The sequence below is a fragment of the Thermovenabulum sp. genome (genome assembly GCF_049723235.1).
Taxonomy (GTDB): Bacteria; Bacillota; Thermosediminibacteria; order Thermosediminibacterales; family Thermosediminibacteraceae; genus Thermovenabulum.
In genome coordinates, this window is the sequence record NZ_JBNARB010000007.1 from 1 (window position 1) to 16,004 (window position 16,004).

General features: G+C 38.6%; 17 protein-coding genes. 8 read left to right on the top strand and 9 right to left on the bottom strand.

The window, feature by feature from the left end:
* A partial coding sequence (locus ACPLOV_RS05170; protein WP_424910743.1) for a hypothetical protein occupies positions 1-240 on the top strand: 240 nt, incomplete at its 5' end.
* Between the two features lies 1 nt (position 241).
* Here ACPLOV_RS05170 and ACPLOV_RS05175 read toward each other — a convergent pair.
* Both ACPLOV_RS05175 and ACPLOV_RS05180 read right to left on the bottom strand, forming a co-directional pair.
* A complete protein-coding gene (locus ACPLOV_RS05175) occupies positions 242-550 on the bottom strand; it encodes a hypothetical protein (protein ID WP_424908064.1) in 309 nt (102 codons plus the stop codon).
* A gap of 13 nt (positions 551-563) precedes the next feature.
* The gene (locus ACPLOV_RS05180) at positions 564-1,655 is read right to left on the bottom strand and encodes a S8 family peptidase (protein WP_424910744.1); all 1,092 of its coding nucleotides are present in this window, start codon (positions 1,653-1,655) and stop codon (positions 564-566) included.
* 117 nt (positions 1,656-1,772) lie between these two features.
* Here ACPLOV_RS05180 and ACPLOV_RS05185 point away from each other — a divergent pair, with 117 nt between their 5' ends.
* Together ACPLOV_RS05185 and ACPLOV_RS05190 are read left to right on the top strand one after the other, a co-directional pair.
* On the top strand, positions 1,773-2,192 hold the full coding sequence (locus ACPLOV_RS05185; RefSeq protein ID WP_424910745.1) for a hypothetical protein: 420 nt from the start codon (positions 1,773-1,775) through the stop codon (positions 2,190-2,192).
* 102 nt (positions 2,193-2,294) lie between these two features.
* Positions 2,295-3,020, top strand: coding sequence for a pseudouridine synthase (locus ACPLOV_RS05190; protein ID WP_424910746.1), 726 nt, complete (start codon positions 2,295-2,297; stop codon positions 3,018-3,020).
* Positions 3,021-3,030: 10 nt separating this feature from the next.
* Here the strand turns inward: ACPLOV_RS05190 and ACPLOV_RS05195 are convergent, their stop codons facing one another.
* Entirely contained in the window at positions 3,031-4,599 is a 1,569-nt protein-coding gene (locus tag ACPLOV_RS05195) for a hypothetical protein (RefSeq protein ID WP_424908918.1), read from the bottom strand.
* Between the two features lie 14 nt (positions 4,600-4,613).
* Positions 4,614-5,429, bottom strand: a complete 816-nt coding sequence (locus ACPLOV_RS05200; protein WP_424908917.1) for a Cof-type HAD-IIB family hydrolase — start codon at positions 5,427-5,429, stop codon at positions 4,614-4,616.
* A 145-nt stretch (positions 5,430-5,574) separates the two neighbouring features.
* Here ACPLOV_RS05200 and ACPLOV_RS05205 point away from each other — a divergent pair, with 145 nt between their 5' ends.
* Both ACPLOV_RS05205 and ychF read left to right on the top strand, forming a co-directional pair.
* A complete protein-coding gene (locus tag ACPLOV_RS05205; RefSeq protein ID WP_424908916.1) occupies positions 5,575-6,750 on the top strand; it encodes a Gfo/Idh/MocA family protein in 1,176 nt (391 codons plus the stop codon).
* A gap of 98 nt (positions 6,751-6,848) precedes the next feature.
* Positions 6,849-7,943, top strand: coding sequence for a redox-regulated ATPase YchF (gene ychF / locus ACPLOV_RS05210; RefSeq protein ID WP_424910747.1), 1,095 nt, complete (start codon positions 6,849-6,851; stop codon positions 7,941-7,943).
* Positions 7,944-7,996: 53 nt separating this feature from the next.
* On the opposite strand, the gene ACPLOV_RS05215 is transcribed toward ychF, so the two are convergent.
* The 5 genes from ACPLOV_RS05215 to ACPLOV_RS05235 form a co-directional block, all read right to left on the bottom strand.
* On the bottom strand, positions 7,997-8,110 hold the full coding sequence (locus ACPLOV_RS05215) for a MetS family NSS transporter small subunit (RefSeq protein WP_424908914.1): 114 nt from the start codon (positions 8,108-8,110) through the stop codon (positions 7,997-7,999).
* A complete protein-coding gene (locus tag ACPLOV_RS05220) occupies positions 8,103-9,635 on the bottom strand; it encodes a sodium-dependent transporter (RefSeq protein ID WP_424908913.1) in 1,533 nt (510 codons plus the stop codon). The genes ACPLOV_RS05215 and ACPLOV_RS05220 overlap by 8 nt, the downstream gene beginning before the upstream one ends.
* A 26-nt stretch (positions 9,636-9,661) precedes the next feature.
* The gene (locus tag ACPLOV_RS05225) at positions 9,662-11,050 is read right to left on the bottom strand and encodes a tryptophanase (protein WP_424908912.1); all 1,389 of its coding nucleotides are present in this window, start codon (positions 11,048-11,050) and stop codon (positions 9,662-9,664) included.
* A 303-nt stretch (positions 11,051-11,353) separates the two neighbouring features.
* Positions 11,354-12,712, bottom strand: a complete 1,359-nt coding sequence (locus ACPLOV_RS05230; RefSeq protein ID WP_424908911.1) for a sigma-54 interaction domain-containing protein — start codon at positions 12,710-12,712, stop codon at positions 11,354-11,356.
* A 14-nt stretch (positions 12,713-12,726) separates the two neighbouring features.
* Entirely contained in the window at positions 12,727-13,461 is a 735-nt protein-coding gene (locus ACPLOV_RS05235; protein WP_424908910.1) for a metallophosphoesterase family protein, read from the bottom strand.
* 80 nt (positions 13,462-13,541) lie between these two features.
* Here ACPLOV_RS05235 and ACPLOV_RS05240 point away from each other — a divergent pair, with 80 nt between their 5' ends.
* The 3 genes from ACPLOV_RS05240 (at position 13,542) to ACPLOV_RS05250 (ending at position 15,980) form a co-directional block, all read left to right on the top strand.
* Positions 13,542-14,642: a coiled-coil domain-containing protein gene (locus tag ACPLOV_RS05240; protein ID WP_424910748.1), complete on the top strand. Its 1,101-nt coding sequence runs from the start codon at positions 13,542-13,544 to the stop codon at positions 14,640-14,642.
* 147 nt (positions 14,643-14,789) lie between these two features.
* Positions 14,790-15,440, top strand: coding sequence for a cytochrome c biogenesis CcdA family protein (locus tag ACPLOV_RS05245; protein WP_424910750.1), 651 nt, complete (start codon positions 14,790-14,792; stop codon positions 15,438-15,440).
* Between the two features lie 24 nt (positions 15,441-15,464).
* On the top strand, positions 15,465-15,980 hold the full coding sequence (locus ACPLOV_RS05250) for a TlpA family protein disulfide reductase (protein WP_424908907.1): 516 nt from the start codon (positions 15,465-15,467) through the stop codon (positions 15,978-15,980).
* The last annotated feature ends 24 nt before the right edge of the window (positions 15,981-16,004 follow it).

Genomic DNA, 16,004 nt, shown 5'->3' on the forward strand with positions numbered 1-16,004 from the left:
GAAACTTTCACACTTTTACCACCACCGCATATTATAAAATTAGAAATCTCAATAAGGGAGGTAAAAAATAATGACAGAAGTAACCAGAGGCGGATGCAACAATTGGTGGTGGATATTCATAGTGATTTTTATAATTATTCTGCTTTTCTGCTGCTGCAGTCTGTTCTTCACCGGGTTTTAAAATTTGAAAAACGCACATTAAGAAAGACCCTGGCCGTATTAACCAGGGTCTTATTTTAATTTATGAGTTCCATTTTTCCAGCAGTTTTTTAATATCCTCGGGCATCGGCATATCCGGGTAAAATTTTTCAAATTCTAAAGCAAGCTGGCTAACCTGTTTTTTTACTTCCGGTGGCAGGATATCCACAAAGGATTTCATGACATCTTCTAAACTTTTCTGGTCAACTTCCTTTATTCCGAACTGTTCAAGAAGTTCCTTGGCTTTATCCATATTCTCAGGAGAAATACCAAAATCCGCCATAATTTTTGAAATAGATTCAGCATTTAAGCCCGTTGACTCGAGAAATTTCTTCATTTCTTCAAAATTCATAAGATTTTCCTCCTTAATCAATTAAGGTTAAAGCCCTTTTAACATCAATAAAACCGGCCCCCTGTTTTTCCTTGGAATATCCAAGGCTCCTTGCGGTTCTTGCCAATACTTCTTTTACTTCAGAAGGTTTTAAACGTTTCTTGCTGAGGATTAAAGCACAAGCCCCGGAAACATGAGGGCAGGCCATTGAAGTCCCGCTCATTAGAACATAACCGCCGTCATTATAACAGGACAATACGTCGACCCCCGGAGCAATGAAGTCCACTTCTTTACCCTGGCTGGAAAAAGGTGCAAATGTCCCCCTTCTATCGCATGCGGTAACCGCTATTACTTCCTCATACTTTGCGGGAAAAAGAACACCGTCTTTTTTACCGGTATTTCCAGCTGCGGCTACGAGAACGATACCATTATCATAGGCCTCCTGGATAGTTCTTTTCAGGGCATTACTGTCATTGGGGATTCCAAAACTCATGTTTATAACATCCACCCTTGAACTGATGCACCAATCTATTGCTTCAAGAATTCCTGAAAGCTGTCCACTTCCGTTTTTATCAAAAGCTTTTACGGAGATAATTTTTGCTTTTGGTGCAACTCCCACCACTCCTATATCATTGTTTAAAGCTGCAATGGTTCCGCTGACATGGGAACCGTGCCCGTTGTCATCGGATATCAGGTTTTTTTTGTAAGTCCCCGTTAGTTCTTTTACATTATCCTTTAGATCCGGGTGATTCGCATCAACTCCGGTATCAATGACCCCTACTCTTATTTCCTCACCGCTAAAACTTTGCCAGCATTCCGGTGCTTTTAACTTTTGCACCCCCCAGGGTATTTCCTGCCCCCTTAAGGAATAAACTTTTACAGATTCGGGTATAACCTGAATATTTACGCTGACATCTTCTTCCACCGATTCTATCCAGGGCTCCTCGCTTAAAAGGCTGAAAACCTCCGGCCTTTTTGCCCTGCATACGACAATTTTTAGCCTCCGGAAGTTTTTATCCACAGCAAGCCCGTATTTTTTATAAATCTCAAACCTTTGAGAAGGCCTCGTTTCTTTTTTAAAAACTATTATCTTGTTTTCATAGTTATAATGGGACCCAGTATCCACTATTTTAACCCCCCCCCATTCCCTTTTCAGGCTTATAATATTAAGATATTCACCCTAACACATTTATGTGATAAGGCATATTATAAAATTGATAATATTTGAGCTGAGGTGATTAAAATGTCCGAAGAAATGGGAAAAATTGAAGGAAAATGTGAGCTGGAGGAATTTAAAGAAGAAATAATATCTGAAATTACAGGTCCCCAAGGAGAAGAAAAGGAAGGTAATAGGGAGGAGGAAAATTTCTTACTTCTGGGCAAAAAAATACTCCGCCACACAATTATCACAGGTAAAATGGAAAATTCCTTAAAAATTGCCGCTAATTCTTTTGACTTTCTGAAAGCTTTAGTGGAAAGCTTGGCATCTATTTCCAGTATAGCCCGGGAAAAACTAATAGAATCTGCCGAAGAAACGGAAATTAATAATACTCTGTTACAGGGTAAGAAGCTTTTCGGCCCCTTATTACTCAATATTTTACACACCGAAGAATTTAGACAGATAATGGCAAATACTCTGGTCCAGGTTTTAAACGACAAATAATTTTTTGAGGTTGATTTTTTCAACCTCTTTTTTTTATTTTAAAAAGGAAAAAAAGATGATAATATATAAAGGCAAAAAAATCGGGAAAGGAGTTTTTAAAAAATGGAAAGGAAAGAAAGGCTGGATAAGGTTCTTTCCATGTGCGGTTTCGGTACGAGAAAGGATGTAAAAAAGATAATAAAGGAAGGCGAAGTATCGGTAAACGGTGAAGTTATAAAAGACGCGGGTTTTCACGTTTCTCCCCAAACCGATAAAATATGTGTTTCGGGAGATCCCATCGCCTTTAAAAGAAACCTGTACTTGATGCTTTATAAACCTGCCGGCGTGGTATCCTCCACCTACGATAAGAAGGATGAAACCGTTGTAGACCTTTTAGAAGGTGAGTATTCTCACAGAAACCTTTTCCCTGTGGGAAGGCTTGACAAGGATGCGGAAGGTCTAATTCTTCTCACCGATGACGGCATCCTTGCCCATAAGCTTTTATCCCCAAAAAATAAAGTTTTTAAAGAATATTACGTGGAGGTAGAAGGTTATTTATCCGCCGATGACGTGCAGGCTTTCAGTAAAGGCATTCAATTAGAAGACTTTAAAACCCTGCCCGCCGAACTTTCCATTGTTCAAAGCCATGAAATTTCCAGGGCAATAGTGAAAATATGCGAAGGCAAATTTCACCAGATAAAGAGAATGTTTGAAGCACTGGGGAAAAGGGTAGTTTACTTAAAAAGAACGGCAATAGGTTCATTAAGATTAGATGACTCCCTTTCCCCCGGTGAATGGAGAGAGCTGACGCAGGAAGAATTAGAAATTTTGAAGAATGAGCTGGCTTAAAAGTATCATTTTATAAAAGAATTACGGTAAGTTTTTCCTTTTCCTGTTCATCGTTATAAAATAGTACGATATTGCCGTTAATAATATTGTATTCCCTAAATACACCTTTTGTCCTGAAAATCTCCTTTCTTTCTCCTTTGTTAACTTTAAAAATGCTGATTTCTCCATTATTAATTCCAACAATAATCAAATTACCTTTTATCAGCTTAAGATTTTGATACATCTCGGGTATAAACCTGTACCCGGTATCGATTACCTGACGGGACCCGTGGTTGTAATATACTAAATCCTTCCATCCCTCATCAATAGTTTTATAAAAATAATACTCTTCTTCGGAAAGTATCAATGCAGGATAAAACCCCATTTTAATATTTTCTTCATTTATTTTTTTTGCTTTATTCTCTTTCAAATTGTAAATCCACAGTCCATCAAAGGCTATAGAATTCATTTTTTCCGGATTAAATACACTGTATTTATTGAGCTCCTTAGCGTTTTCAAGAGGGACACTGGAAAAGATCATATAATCCGAATCTCCATTAAAATAGGAAAATCCTATTCTCATGCCCTGCAAGGCTATATCAAACTCTTTATTTTCTTTAAAATCAATCACCCGTATACCGTCGGCGATGGGATAGGGGCCGTCCTCCCCTTCTACGTATTCAAAGTCACCTTTTTCATTTTTTACTACATAATAAAGAGCTAAATACCTTCCGTCAGGTGACCAGCGGGGGGTAAAATAGTCTCTTTCACCGGCTCTGGCAAGAAAAACTTCTTTTTTGTTATCTACATCAAAGACATAGATCCCCCTTCTTTCCGGCTCTAATAAGCTGTAAGCAATATACTTCCCATCCGGAGATATTTGAGGGTAAAAAAGTCCATCGTAGAAAGGAAGCCCGGATTTTAACAGGGTAATATTACCGCTTGCCAGCTCTAATTGAATATATTTCCCTGGCACAAATATTATTGCTTTTTCCTCTTCGGGCAAAAATTTAAAGTTACCTATATAAAGGTGTTCCAGCTCAATAAAAGCAATTTTCTTTTTGTTCCTGTCGACAGTATTAAAACTGTAAGCTGAAAAACCAATTTTTTCTCCATCTTTTTCGGCTTTCAGGTAATATAACTTATTGCCCTTCCATCCTAAAAGGTAAAAAAGATAGCCTTTCTCCGCATTTTCCGCTTCAATCCTGTCGGCGGTTAAAACCGTTTTTAAGTCCTTAGAAATAACGTACAGTTTAATATTTTTTTCTCCATCTTCCTTGATAATAGGAAAATTTCCGTCTTCGGAGGCAAAGGAATCTGTAAGGTAATAAACAAAGGAATGAAAATACCCTGCCTTCGATACCGCTTCCGTATATGTGGTATTTTCTACCATCGGGTTAATCTTTCTCATTAGTTTTAAATCATTAAACTCTACCGTAACCTCATTATTATCGGTATTATCTTCTTTTTCATTATTTTGGTTTTGCGAATTTTGAGAGGGTGGTGCCGTATTTTGCTTACCGCAGGAAATCGCGGATACGGTGATCATTAAAATTAGCAATAAAACCAAAAGGATTTTTGATAATTTTTTAAATCCCATTTTTACATCTCCTTTTATTTTATAGTAAATGGTTCCATTTTCCCCAAAAGTATTTTTTCAATTAAAAAAGCTACCCCTCCTTCATCGTTTCTCCTGGTAATAAACCGGGCTTTTTTCTTCAATGGTTCTTCGGCATTTTCCACAGCTACGCCGAGTCCTGCCGTTTTCAGGAGGGAAATATCGTTGAAATTATCCCCCACAGCACAGGCTTTTCCCAAAGGAATTTTGAGGTAATCGCACAGTTTCTTTAAACCTTCTCCTTTTGATACATTTTCGGGTAAAATCTCAAAATAGTATTTATCACTTTGTACCGCATTAATGTTTATACCGTATTTTTGCTCTATCTTTTTTATTTCCTCCTTAGCCAGTGCCACATCCCCTACAAGGAGTATCTTATTTGCCCTTTCTATTTCCTTTAAATTGTATACCCGATCGTATATCACTTTTTGTACATTGATATAATAATCATGGGCGGATTTTATTTCGGAAATAAAAACTTTATCGTGAAAATGAACAACTATTCCTATCTCAGGATTATCCATAAAGTGGTCTATAATAATATCGTACAATTTTCGTTCAAGGTAGACGGTGTAAATACGTCCTTTTTCGGGATCGTAAAGTTCCCCTCCGTTGAAAAGTATCGCCGGAATATCTAAGTTCAATTTTTTTATATAGGGAAGTGCTCCCCTTTCTCCCCTTCCAGTGGCTATTGTAAAAAGCCCCCCTTTTTTTCTGAAAGCTTCAATTGCCCTTATATTTTCCTCGGGTATATTTTTATTCTCATCCAGCAATGTCCCATCTAAATCCGTTACTATAAGCCTGTATTCCATTTGTTAGACCCCCTGCGGTTTCTTCCTCACTTATATTTTACAATAAAATCCCCCGGATTTCTCCTTATTTTTTTCAGCTTTTAATCAGTCCCCCTTTATCCCGATATGTAATGGAAATCCAGAAGAAGGGATAAAATATAAAAAATTGCCTTTAAGGGGAGGGATAATTACGCCCATTGACATAGGAATTATAGGAGCAGGATGGATTTGTGAAATGATATTGGATTCCCTGCAAAAAAAAGGTAAGGATAAATTTAATTTAACTGCGGTCTGCGATGTAAATACTGCAAGGCTTCAAGAACTTAAAAGCAAATATGCGATAGATAAAATCTATACAAGTGCCGACGAATTAATTAAGGATTCAAAAACCGAAATCATTGTAATTGCCACACCGCCTTTTTTACATTTTGAAATGGGTAAAAAGGCTTTAGAAGCAGGAAAGCACCTATTTTTAGAAAAACCGGGCTCCCTTACCGTCGAACAAATAAAAGAGCTGGTAGACATTTCTTCCCGAAAGGGTTTAAAAGCCACCATAGACTACGTAATGAGGAGAAACCCTCTTTATATAATTTTAAAGAAAATTTGTGATGCAAAGATTTTTGGATTCCCTGAAAGGGCATATTTAGAAAACTATGCCCATGATGACCATCTTTTGCCTTCTCACTGGTTCTGGGACTACGAAAAAAGCGGAGGAATCTGGGTAGAACACGGTGTTCACTTTTTCGATATAGTAAACTGGTTGTTTAAAATGCCGGTAAAGGTACAAGCAATTAACTTTGTAAGAAAAGGAGAAGCCTTAATAGACAGGGTATACGGGTTTTCCCTCCATGAAGGAAATGTGGTAATATCCTATTACCACAGCTTCACCAAACCCGAAGCTTTTGAAAAAACTTCTTTTCATTTTATTTTTGACAGGGCTTATGCAAAGGTCAACGGCTGGATTCCCGAAAAACTGGAAATTGAAGCTCTACTTAATAAAGAAGAGGAAGAATTTTTAACAAAAACCCTTTTAAGGAATTCCGATGATTACTTACCCGGAGTAAATATTGATATAAATTGCAATATATTAGCAGAATACAAAGGTGATTCCAGATTTTTTAAAGGGAAAGGAAAATCCTTTACGGCCTCCCGCCGAGTAAAATTTGAGTTTTCCTTAAAGCAGGACCGGTGGGAAGTGTATAAGTCTTCTATATTTAAAGGTATTGAAGATTTAACCGAAGCAATAAAAGGTAAAAAAGAATCTCCGGAGGTCACTTTAGAGGATGCCTTAAATTCATTAAAAATAGCCCGGGATCTGGAAAAAAATTCTATAAAGATTTAAATATAAGAGGGCAATTCCCTCTTTTTTATTTACAAAATCTCCAGTATTTTATATAATTCATTAATGTGTTACCACCTTTGAAAGGAGATAAAATCACAATGGAGATAGGTATTGTAGGTCTACCCAATGTGGGAAAAAGCACCCTTTTTAACGCTATTACCAGAGCAGGGGCTGAATGCGCCAATTACCCTTTCTGCACCATTGAACCAAACGTGGGGGTTGTTCCCGTGCCCGATGAAAGACTGGATTTTCTGGCGAAAATGGAAAATCCGGAAAAAATCACCCCTACGGTTATAAAATTCGTGGACATTGCCGGGCTGGTCAGGGGAGCCAGTAAGGGTGAGGGCCTCGGCAATAAATTTCTTTCTCACATTCGCGAAGTAGATGCCATTGCCCATGTGGTCAGGTGCTTTGAAGATCCCAATGTGGTTCATGTGGATGGAAAGGTCGATCCCGTCAGGGATATAGAGACCATTAATTTTGAATTGATTTTCGCCGATATGGAAACAATAGAAAAACGTATTGATAGAACCAAAAAACAGGCAAAATCCGGGGAGAAACAGTATTTAGAAGAACTTGCACTTCTTGAAAGAATAAAAGAAAATCTGGAAAAAGGTATCCCGGTAAGGGCTATGGAGCTGGAAGAAGAGGAAATTCAAAAGGTGAGGCAGTATTTTTTACTGACTTCTAAACCCGTCATTTATGTGGCAAATATATCCGAAGAGGACCTGCTTTCAAAAAAAGAAGGAGAACTGCTAAAAAAAGTAAAGGAATATGCGTTAAAAGAAGGGGCCGAAGTTATTCCGGTCTGCGCGAAAATTGAAGCAGAACTTGCAGAACTGGAAGGAGAAGAAAAGCAAGAACTTTTAAGGGAATACGGCCTTGAAGAGTCGGGATTGGACAGGCTAATAAAAGCTTCTTACAGACTGCTCGGTTTAATAACCTTTTTTACGGCAGGTCCAAAGGAAGTCAGGGCATGGACAATAAAAGAAGGTACAAAAGCACCTCAAGCAGCCGGAAAAATTCACAGTGACTTCGAAAGAGGCTTTATCAGGGCTGAAGTGATATCCTTTGAAGACCTGAAAAAATGCAAAAATCAAAATGAGGCAAAAGAAAAAGGGCTTATTCGGATTGAGGGTAAAGATTATATCATGAAAGACGGAGATGTGGTCTACTTCAGGTTTAATGTGTAATAGTGTCATTAAAAAAGGTGCCTTTAAAAGGCACCTTTTTTGCTATATTCTATTTAACGCGATTTTCTCAGAGCGATGGAAATGAAAAGTGCAAGTCCGCCGTAAAGAAGGGTAACTCCAAAAACCAGCATCGCAATAGCACCGGGTTCCATACCTGTATTAGTCATTTCTGGACACCACCTTTTCACTAACCTGCCCATAGGGGTCCATCTTTGTCCACGGCCTTGATGCAAGGTATAAAGCCGCCACCAGCATTCCTATTGCCACACCCCAGCCGAGAATTATAACGGCGCTCATGGGATAACCGCTGTAAGGAGCTTTGAATTCATTGATGATGTTTTGTATGAACATATATCCGAGGATAATCGGGGTGAGGTATTTTACGCAGAAATCCAGCCACCATCCAATTCTGAAATCCGAATACCTGTTGGCATGTTCCTTAATTTTATCCGTTCCGTAAACATAACCCAGCAATACTGCTTCTATTAAACCGAGTAGAGCAATTCCGTAATTCCCAACAAAATGGTCAACAATGTCGAGGATGTGAACTCCCGCACCGGTTGCAATAAACATACTACCTATAAATCCGCCAATAGAAATCCTGGTAATTATCTGCTCCCGGGACAGATTGTACTTATCAAGGGCAGCGGTAGCAAAGGATTCAAGCATGGAAATGCTGGAGGATATTCCTGCGATGAACAGTGCAAAGAAAAATATTATTCCGAAAAGGCTCTGCATGAACTTGGGCATTGGCAGCATGCTTATAGCCTTCGGGAAAGCCACGAAAGCTACGCCCGCACCGCTCGTTGCCACTTTTTCAAAAGGCACTCCCGAAGCAACGGAAACATAACCGAGTATACTAAATACGGCAAGCCCTGCCATAAAGTCGAAGCTGGAGTTTGAAAATACCGTGATAAAAGAGTTGTTTACTATATCGGATTTCTCGGGCAGGTAGCTGGCATAGGCTATCATTACACCTACCGCTAAAGTAGTTGAGAAGAAAACCTGAGCGTAAGCCGCAATCCAAACCTTTGCGTTCATAATCTTTGAAAAATCGGGTTTTAAAAACCAGTTAAGACCGTAAGCCGCACCGGGTAGGGTTAATCCCCTTATTGTAATAATCACCATTAACAGTGCCAGAAGCGGGGTCATTACCCGGCAGGCCTTTTCGATTCCTCCCGAAATACCCTTTTTAGTAATGGTGTAATTCAAGAGCCACACGATAATTACCGCAAGAGCAATGTTCCACCTGAAGCCGCCCAGGTCCCAGGGACCGCTGGATACCCCAAGGAATTTCCCGCCGAAAAAGGCATTGGGATCAGCTCCCCAGGCCTGGGTAATTGCGTAAACCAGGTAGTTTAAGCTCCAGGAAATAATAGTTGAATAATAGCACATTACAATTAGCGGCACCATTGTCTGCCACCAGCCGATAAACTCGTACTTTTTACCAAGTCTTGCAAAAGATAAGGTGGCTCCGCCTCTCATCTTGTGACCGAAGGAAAATTCCATTATCATCAAAGGCACCCCGGCGGTCAGGAGTGCAAAGAAATAAGGCAGAATGAAGGCGCCGCCTCCATTCTGGTAGGCCATAAAAGGAAAGCGCCAGAAGTTTCCGAGACCAACGGCAGCACCAACGGTAGAAAATATGAATCCTGCCCTTGATCTCCACTGATCCCTTTCAAAATTTTCCATAACCTCACCCCTTAATTTTTATTTTTTTACTCTACCGGCTCCAATCTTGCAAGGAAGTGCCTTAATACCGGTGGCTCGTAAACCAATCTCAGTCCTTTCAAGGATTCCCTTCTTGAATAGACCCTTTTTACGGCTTCAGCAATTACATCCATGTGGCTGTTGGTGTATACCCTTCTGGGTATGGTCAGCCTTACGAAATCAAGAGCTGGAAGTATCTCTTCTTTTGTAATCGGGTCCCTTCCGGCCAGAAGGGTTCCTACCTCTACCGCTCTAATTCCCGCTTCTATATACAGTTCCACGCAAATTACCTGGGATGGATATTGATTTTGCGGGATGTGAGGCAAGAATTTCTTTCCATCTATAAATACCGCGTGTCCACCGGTGGGATACTGAATGGGTATGCCGGATGCCCTGAGTTTGTCGCCGAGGTATTTTATCTGGTTAATTCTCCAGTAAAGGTAGTTTTCGTCCAGTACCTCCTCCAAACCGCGAGCCATGGCTTCCATATCCCTTCCTGCAAGACCGCCGTAGGTAACGAATCCTTCCATAGGAACAACCATTTGCTGTACCTTTTTGTAAAGCTCCTCATCGTCTTTAAGGGCAATTAATCCGCCGATATTCACGAGGGCATCCTTTTTAGCGGACATTGTAAAGCCTTCCGCATAGGAGAACATTTCCCTGACTATTTCTTTGACAGTCTTATTCTCGTAGCCTTTTTCCCTTTCTTTAATGAAATAAGCATTTTCAGCAAATCTCGCCGCATCAATAAAGAGCTTTATCCCGTATTTATCGGCAATTCTTTTTACTTCTTTAATGTTTTCCATGGATACCGGCTGTCCGCCAGCGCTGTTGCAGGTAACAGTAGCAAGAATAAAGGCAACATTTTCAGGACCTACTTCCTTAATGAAGGCTTCCATTCTTTCCACATCAAAGTTCCCTTTAAAGGGATGGTAATTTTCTGTGTCTTCGGCTTCTTTAATAACAAAATTCTTGGCAATACCACCGGCTAATTCAATATGCGCCTTAGTTGTATCAAAATGCATATTACCCAGTACATACTGACCCTTTTTGATCAGGAGGGGGAATAATACCTTTTCAGCACCCCTTCCCTGGTGGGTAGGTACCGTAAAATTGTAACCAAAAACATCCTTTACTACATCGCAGAGGTGGATGTAGTTTCTGCTTCCTGCATAGGCTTCATCTCCGAGCATCATACCCGCCCACTGGTAATCGCTCATTGCAGATGTGCCGCTGTCGGTCAGTAGATCGATGTATACATCTTCGGATTTTAACATGAAGGGGTTGTATCCCGCTTCTTTAATTTTTCTAATCCTTTCCTCCCTTGTCAGTATTTTTAAGGGCTCGACCATTTTTATTCTGTAAGGTTCTGCCATTCTCGTAAGATCGTCCAGCATTTTAAGGCCTCCTTTTTATTTTATAGGTATTTGCAAAAACGAAATATTATTAATGCAATCTTTATGCCATCAATGTTGAATGATTGAAAGGCCTTATTACTTCAAAAAAACTTTTTTTATAAAAAAAATTTTATTTTACATCATGTATCATTTTTGTACATAAATAAACAAATGTCTCTTTTCGAGACATTTGTTTCATAAATTTATAACAATTTATGTCTTATTTTGATACAATTTTGCATAATTTTTTAGTATTGTCCGCAATTCTTTTATTATTCTTTTACTTTTAGATATTTGCCAATATTAACAGTTGATACCGTATTCTTTTATTTTTCTGTACAATGTAGACCGGGGTATCCCGAGCACCTGGGCGGCCTTACTTTTGTTTTTAAATACTTTGAGGCTCTCTTCTATAAGGTTTCTTTCGACTTCAAAAAGCTTCGGCCAGCGGTCTTTGGCCGAATCGTAATACTGATAAGGGCTGTCTTTTATAAGGTATTCGGGCAGGTCCTCTACCGTTATCAAATCGTCGTCATCTATAATCATGCTTTTTTCCAGAATATTTTCCAGTTCCCGTATATTACCGGGATAATCGTAATTTAAAAGCATTTTCATAGCAGTAGAAGCAATTTTGGGTTTTGACTTGTCAAGCCTTCTGGCCAATCGATTAAGAAAATAGGAAATATACAGCGGAAGGTCCTCTTTTCTTTCTTTTAATGGCGGAACATCTATTTTTATTACATTTAAACGGTAATATAAATCTTCCCTGAACTTCTTCTCCTTTACCATCATCTCCAAATCCTTATTGGTAGCAGCTATAACCCTTACATCCAGCTTTATCTTCTGGGTGCCTCCCACCCTCATAATTTCTTTTTCCTGCAAAACCCTGAGTAATTTAACCTGTAACGGGTAAGGCATATCCCCTATTTCATCAAGGAAAAGGGTTCCCCCCTCCGCCTGTTCAAAAAGACCGGGTTTCCCCTTGGAAGACGCTCCTGTAAAGGCTCCAGCTTCATAGCCAAAAAGTTCGCTTTCCAAAAGATTTTCCGGTATTGCTCCGCAGTTAACGGCAATGAAGGGTTTATGTTTTCTTACCCCTTTATCATGGATAAATTTTGCTATTACTTCCTTTCCGGTGCCGCTTTCGCCTATTATAAGAACATTAGAATTTATGTTGGCAGCTTTTAACGCAAGAGAAAAAGCTTTCTGCATCTTAGCGTTTTTCCCAATTATGGGTTCCTCATTTCCTATGAAGCTCGAAAGCTGAAGGGAAAGCCTGTTTATCTTTTCTTCCGCTTTTATTAATTTGGCATTCAAATTTTCCAGCTCGGTAATATCCAAAAACACCGAAATAGCTCCTATTACCTCACCGCTGCCTTTATTTTTGATGGGTACAATGTTGGAAATCACATATCTATCGTTTACCCGGGTTTTAACCCCCAATTTTTCCCTGCCCGTATTTATTACATCGGGTATTGAAGAATCCGGTGCGACCTCCTTCACATACTTCCCCAGAATCCTGCTGTTTTCAAGACCTGTAATTCGCTCATTTGCTTCATTCACGTACAGTATCTTTCCATCTTTATCGGCTATTACTATACCTTCATGGACATGGTTTAAAATAATCTCTATGCTGTTTATCATTTCGGAAAGAATTTTCATTAAAACCCCGCCCTTTACGCGATTCCTCTCACAAGATTTGCGAATAATTTCGGCAGTCCCCTTTCTTCTATCAGCCCTGCGCTTTTTTCAAAGTCATAGGGGACTTTCATTATTTTAAAGGTAAGTTCTCCCGGTTTTATTTCTATAAAAACCCAAGTGGCATCATTTGAAAATTTATTTTTCCCTTGCTCGGGCTTCGGCTTTCCCACACTCCCGGCATTAATTACAAATCTGTCCTTTATGGTTTTTACGTAAGGAATATGGGTATGACCGCATAAAAGTATGTGACAGTGATTTTCCTCAAAAAATTTTGTGAACCTTTCCAGGGAAGTATCCTCGAAAAGGTATTCATTTGTCCTCTCCGGGCTTCCATGCACGGCCAAGATTTTATAGCCCTCCGCTTCAAACTCCACCTTGCGGGGCAGATTTTTTAAAAATTCGCGGTTATCCTCTTTAATATTTTCCGAGGTCCAGGATAGAGAAATTCCCCCGAGCATTGCCTCTTCTTCCGTTTTATAATCACAGCCGCAGACAATCTTTTTAAACCCTACTGCTTCATCGTAATTTCCCATCACCGTTGTAATACTTTTTTCCCTTATCAGCTCTATAACTTCATTGGGGCTTGCTCCGTAACCTACCAGGTCCCCGAGACAAAGGATTTTATCGGGATTATAAAGTTTTATATCTTCGAGGACTGCTTTTAATGCTTCAAAATTGGAGTGAACATCGGAAAAAAAAGCAATTTTCATTTTTATACTCCTTTCCTTAAAATAATTTTTCAAGGATATTTTCAAAAAGCGTCGAATATTATTTTTCGGGAGGAAAATTTATGGTGAAAAATACAAAATCCCTCTTAACCCTATTTATACTACTATTTTACCTCATTTTCATTTTTATTTCCTGTCCTTTTGTTTCCTTTTCCCTTCCGTCACCTGTTCCGATAATGGATTCAAAAGAGCAGGAGTTACTTGAGGAGATTTTATCCTTAGATTCAAAAATACACTCTTTAAAAGAAAAAATCAGCAATTTGGAGAGACAAAGAGAAGAATTAAACAAAACTTTATTAAATAATAAAAGAGATTTAAAAAAATTGGAAGGTACACTGAAAGAAAAACGTAAAAAACTGTCTTCCTTTATTGTCTTCGCTTACAAAGGAGGGTTTGGCACATTTCTTGCCGTTCTCGCCGGTTCCGAAAGCCTGGGTGACTTCTTGAGGAGGCTTGATAACATTATTTTTGTAACGGAATACTATAATAATGTAATTGATGAAGTAAAAACCTTAATAGTTTTAAAAAAGCAGGAGGAAGAAAAAATAATGGAAAAACAAAAGAAAATTGCTCAATTAGAAAAGGAATCAAAAAATACGCTTTTGGAGCTGGAAAAAGCAAAAATTTTTAAGGAAACGGAACTGGCTAAAGCCAGGAGGATTTTTAAGGATCCTGAATTTCTTGAAGATATGAGCAAAAACTGGCAGGTGGTGCTACCTTCCCTTGATTATCTATTAAAGAATTTAACTTCCCTTCCCTGGACATCCATAAGCCCGGATAAACTTCATGTGAACTACTTTACCCTTACCGCTAAGGGAGAATTTTATGAAAAATCCCTGACGGAAAAACTACTTTCAGGGAAGGAAGAATTGAAAAATGTGTATTTTAAAGTTACTAAGGAAGGAATAACAGTATCCGAAAAGGATAAATCCGGTAATACGGTTTATTCCATTACCTGCACGGTAGCTCTTACGGAGGAAGGAAAAATAAAGTTTGATCCAATAAGATTAGAATTTAATGGAATTACCCTTTTGCCGGAAGTAATAAAAGATCTTTTGACCGGTTACGATTTATCTTTCACACCCCCTCCTCTACCCTACGAACTAAAAATTGCCTCGATAGAAACCCAAGAGGGGAAACTAATTATGAATTTCAAAAAATGAAAATAAAAGTAATAACAGTAGAATATATTTTTGTTTTTTATATTCGAATATATTGATATTTTATGATATAATTTACTATGAAATTAAAAGGTGATCAGGCATAGTTTACTTCTATTTTGAATATATAAAATGGATGGTGGAAAGATAATGAACTATCAAATTTCATTTTTTTCCGCTTTTGCAGGAGGGGTGCTGGCCTTTTTTTCTCCCTGCGTTGTGCCTTTGCTCCCTGTTTATGCGGGAATTCTTGCGGGAAGCGGCGAAAAAAAAGGAAGCTTGATTGTTAATTCCCTTTTTTTTATTGGAGGATTTTCCATCACTTTTACGGCACTGGGACTTTCCTTTACCGCTCTAAGCAGGTTTTTAGTAATGAATAAATTTCTTTTTTCAAAAATAGCCGATGTAATAATAATTATTCTGGGGCTTAACCTTCTGGATCTATTAAAACTTAATTTTCTTATGAAGGAAAAAAGAAGATATCTGGAATTTATTTCTATATCCCCTTTCACCTCCTTTATCCTCGGGATTTTTTTCTCGGCCGGTTGGACGCCGTGCATAGGCCCAATTCTTTCTTCAATTTTATTAATGGCAGGTACAACCCGGGATATAAAGATGGGATCCCTTCTCCTGTTTTCTTTCTCCGCAGGATTTGGCTTACCCTTTTTTATTTTTTCAGTGATTTTTAGCAATTCACAAAAAGCAAAAAGTTTATTATTAAAATTTGCTCCCTTCTCAAAAAAAATAGCGGGAGCCCTTTTGATAGTAACCGGGTTAAGTCTTCTTTTTGAACTAATATAATTTTTTTAGAAAGGAGGCTTCGGTTTGAAAAAAGTATTTTGTTTTCTTTTAATCCTTTTATTAATGCTGATAACAGGTTGTACTCCTTCTCAGGTCAGCGGTCCCGCTCCTTTTGAGAACAGCCCTGCTCCCGATTTTGAACTAAAGGACCTTAAAGGCAACCCTGTCCGGTTCTCCGACTACAAGGGTAAAAACATTTTTCTCAACTTCTGGTCGATAAACTGCCCTTACTGTTTAAAAGAATTAGACGAGCTTCAGTCATTTTTTAATGAACTCCCGGAAAATACCCTTTTAATTACGGTAAATTTGGATAAAGATGTGGAAAAGGTTAAAGCGTATATAAACGAAAAGGGTTACACCTTCCCGGTACTTTCCGATCCAAGGGGAGAAACAATTAAAAAATATTCCATCCGGGGAATTCCTTTAAATATTTTCATTGACTGCAGCGGAACTATAAAGACCCGAATTGAAGGTGCTCTTACGAAAAGTTATATTATCGATCTTATTAAATCCTACGATGTAATAAAAAAACCTGCCTGACCTTATTCCTAAATCAGGCAGGTA

Coding starts and splice junctions, on each gene's coding strand:
- ACPLOV_RS05175 (WP_424908064.1), bottom strand. CDS start 550: ATGAATTTTGAAGAAATGAAGAAATTTCTCGAGTCAACGGGCTTAAAT.
- ACPLOV_RS05235 (WP_424908910.1), bottom strand. CDS start 13,461: ATGAAAATTGCTTTTTTTTCCGATGTTCACTCCAATTTTGAAGCATTA.
- ACPLOV_RS05225 (WP_424908912.1), bottom strand. CDS start 11,050: ATGCTGGACGATCTTACGAGAATGGCAGAACCTTACAGAATAAAAATG.
- ACPLOV_RS05190 (WP_424910746.1), top strand. CDS start 2,295: ATGGAAAGGAAAGAAAGGCTGGATAAGGTTCTTTCCATGTGCGGTTTC.
- ychF (WP_424910747.1), top strand. CDS start 6,849: ATGGAGATAGGTATTGTAGGTCTACCCAATGTGGGAAAAAGCACCCTT.
- ACPLOV_RS05215 (WP_424908914.1), bottom strand. CDS start 8,110: ATGACTAATACAGGTATGGAACCCGGTGCTATTGCGATGCTGGTTTTT.
- ACPLOV_RS05200 (WP_424908917.1), bottom strand. CDS start 5,429: ATGGAATACAGGCTTATAGTAACGGATTTAGATGGGACATTGCTGGAT.
- ACPLOV_RS05230 (WP_424908911.1), bottom strand. CDS start 12,712: ATGAAAATTCTTTCCGAAATGATAAACAGCATAGAGATTATTTTAAAC.
- ACPLOV_RS05195 (WP_424908918.1), bottom strand. CDS start 4,599: ATGGGATTTAAAAAATTATCAAAAATCCTTTTGGTTTTATTGCTAATT.
- ACPLOV_RS05220 (WP_424908913.1), bottom strand. CDS start 9,635: ATGGAAAATTTTGAAAGGGATCAGTGGAGATCAAGGGCAGGATTCATA.
- ACPLOV_RS05185 (WP_424910745.1), top strand. CDS start 1,773: ATGTCCGAAGAAATGGGAAAAATTGAAGGAAAATGTGAGCTGGAGGAA.
- ACPLOV_RS05240 (WP_424910748.1), top strand. CDS start 13,542: ATGGTGAAAAATACAAAATCCCTCTTAACCCTATTTATACTACTATTT.
- ACPLOV_RS05245 (WP_424910750.1), top strand. CDS start 14,790: ATGAACTATCAAATTTCATTTTTTTCCGCTTTTGCAGGAGGGGTGCTG.